The sequence below is a fragment of the Okeania sp. SIO2F4 genome, from assembly GCF_010672385.1.
In the GTDB taxonomy this organism is placed as follows: Bacteria; Cyanobacteriota; Cyanobacteriia; order Cyanobacteriales; family Microcoleaceae; genus Trichodesmium.
Map to the genome: position 1 here is coordinate 1 of NZ_JAAHGT010001117.1, position 2,815 is coordinate 2,815.

At 34.2% G+C, this 2,815-nt stretch carries 1 protein-coding gene and 1 pseudogene; one reads left to right on the plus strand and one right to left on the minus strand.

The genetic code is table 11. The features are described from left to right. A pseudogene (locus tag F6K22_RS37765) lies at positions 1 to 621 on the minus strand (IS630 transposase-related protein); the annotation flags it as partial. An 890-nt stretch (positions 622 to 1,511) separates the two neighbouring features. On the opposite strand from F6K22_RS37765, the gene urtE reads away from it, so the two are divergent. Then, complete coding sequence (gene urtE, locus F6K22_RS37770) at positions 1,512 to 2,264, plus strand: urea ABC transporter ATP-binding subunit UrtE (protein WP_293109950.1); 753 nt, start codon at positions 1,512 to 1,514, stop codon at positions 2,262 to 2,264. The last annotated feature ends 551 nt before the right edge of the window (positions 2,265 to 2,815 follow it).

Here is a 2,815-nt window from a genome sequence, read left to right on the forward strand (position 1 = left end):
TGGTAATAAATGTTGACTTAACCAGTTTTCAAATCCTACTGCATTCAGGGTTCCTTTAAATATTATTGGTGCAATTTATACTTTTTCCTTTTTTCTTCGACCAGCTACTAAATTTTCTCTTTTCCCTTGTTTTCCCTCTTGCTCACCATCAACTTTTCTCCCTTTTTTTGACCAGGCATAAATACAGTTTTGATTCTCTTAAAATCCTGATTCGTCAATAAACACAAGACTTTTGCTTCCCGATTTTTTGATTAATTTTCGTAATTTTTGATAATATTTTATTCTTTTTTATCTATTTCTTTCTCTATCACGAAGTTGTTTTTTAATAAGAGTGATTTTCATGATTTTCAAGGCATAAAATATAGCCGTAGGATTAACTTAATTTTTTTTAGCTCTCTGTGCTAATTTAGCTTCTGGATTTTGTTTGACATCTTTTTCCAATTCTTTCCAATCTAATTTTCTTTGACGACGTTTTACCTTCGTTGCTTCCAATTTTGGGCGAGATAACCATCTATATATCGAAGCTCTTCCTACCCCAAAGATATGAGCTACTTCGGTAATTCTACCACCATTTTCCACAAAATTTATTACTTTTTGTCTTAAGTCTAAACTGTAAGGCATGGTTAAAAATAGTTTCTAGTTGACTTGATTTTATTATACTCAATTTTTGTCTCAATCTTAATTAAAACGACTATATTTTTCCCAGGACTTACACAAACAATACAAATGGATATAATATAAATGGATATAATATAATTAGCTATTGTAGGTCTGGAGCAACTGGAACTCCTTAAAGGAAGTAATCTCAGGGGTGGCGCTAGATTATTTCATATCGTTGCAATGACGACTTTTCAGGAGGATTATACTACTTTGAAAAAAGAATGCTACAAAAAAGTGCATCTTGAGCAGAGATGTTTAACTAGCTATCAGCTAAAAGCATTTCCGTACCGGAATACTCCGCAAACAGCTAGCTTCCTGGGTCGGAACTTCGGCCTTCAGCTTTTAGCGACAGCGGCTCTGGTTAAAATTACCTGCTACCCCGCATAGGCAGGATTGTATTATCGGGGTTGAAATTCCCTTAATCGCTGATTATAGGGGTTTTCCAAAATGTTGACTACAAAACTTCTGCCCTCTGTCTCCCTTCTGCCTTCTTCTTTCTGCCTTTAAGCCAAAATTTCTGTATTCTATGTTAATTAAAACTTCTATAAAAATCATCTGGCTGAGTCCTAACCGCTTTTTTAAAAAGAGCTGCTCCTATTCATTTTAGACAGCTATCTCTATCATTGTTCCCTTTTTTTTCAATCTTTACTCCTTTTCTCCCTAGATAACTAAATTATTCTTCCTCCTTCTTCCTTAAACTAAAATAAAAAATCAAAAAAAATAAAAACTATAGCAATCCGCCCATAGGTTGCGGGTAATTAAAAAGTAGATAAAAAAACTGAAATTCCCACCAGTTAAGCGTTCCCTAAAAGCAGTAAGATTTTTATACACAAATAAAATAGGATTGCTATATGAATTTCGATATCCAGAATAAAACTCAGAAAAATCAGCTTAATTATATCACCCTAAAAATATCTAATCTAAATGTATTTTATGGAGAAAGTCATATTCTGCGAGATGTTGATTTAAGTGTAAAACAAGGAGAAATGGTATGTTTAATTGGTAGAAATGGAGTCGGAAAAACAACATTATTAAAAACAATAATGGGATTACTAAAACCACGGAAAGGAACAATTAACTTATGGGGTAAAGCGATCGCTAACCTCACAACAGACCAACGCGCTCGTCTAGGTATTGGTTATGTACCCCAAGGTAGAGAAATTATACCTAGATTGACAGTAAAAGAAAATTTATTGTTAGGTTTAGAAGCAAGAAAAGAAGGTAGAAAAGGAAAAAGTGAAATACCCGAAGAAATATTCGAGTTATTTCCTACTCTGAAAACAATGTTATTTAGAATGGGAGGAAACTTGAGTGGAGGTCAACAACAACAACTAGCGATCGCTCGTGCTTTGATGGGTAAACCAAATTTACTTTTATTAGATGAACCAACAGAGGGTATTCAACCCTCTATTATTTTAGAGATAGAAACTGCCCTCAGAAATATTATTGAAACTAGAGGTATTTCTGTTCTCTTGGTAGAACAACATCTCCATTTTGTAAGCAAAGCAGACCGATATTATGCAATGCAAAAAGGAGGAATTGTTGCGTCAGGAAATACCACAGACCTAACTCAAGAGATAATCCAAAAATTTTTAGCAGTTTAAGTTAGATAGGTTTTTCATTCTAAATCTGTTGTGGAAGGAAGGCAGAAAGAAGACTTTTTTCCATTATGACTTTTATATGGCTTTGTTGCATAAAAGTAATGATTGCTCGCTTTCGGATATATTGATGTTTTATTCATCTATTGTCCAATAGTTATTGCTCTAGCGATCAAATCTAAAAGCATTGACTCAATCGTGGTAATTGCCTGTAATGGTCTGGAAAAAGTACAAGGTTTTCGTTCTCGGGAGATCATGTATGGAGGGAATTTTGGGTTGACGCGAGACAGAAAAATCACTTCTTAAATTCTTCCTCCTGAGTCCTGAGGACTGACTCCTGACTCCTACCCTATCCCAACATTCATGGAACAAAGCCCTTTTATATACTAATAGACCTCTCCAAAAATAAAAAATAAAATCAATTATCCTACAGAAATTATCAATTATTTCCCCCTCCATACCTATTCCCTCTTTTGTGGAGATGTCTAATGATGCTACCAGACTTGATATTGTACTGAATCCGGTTTAGACAGAAGGTTTATTATGAAGGTAAGCCA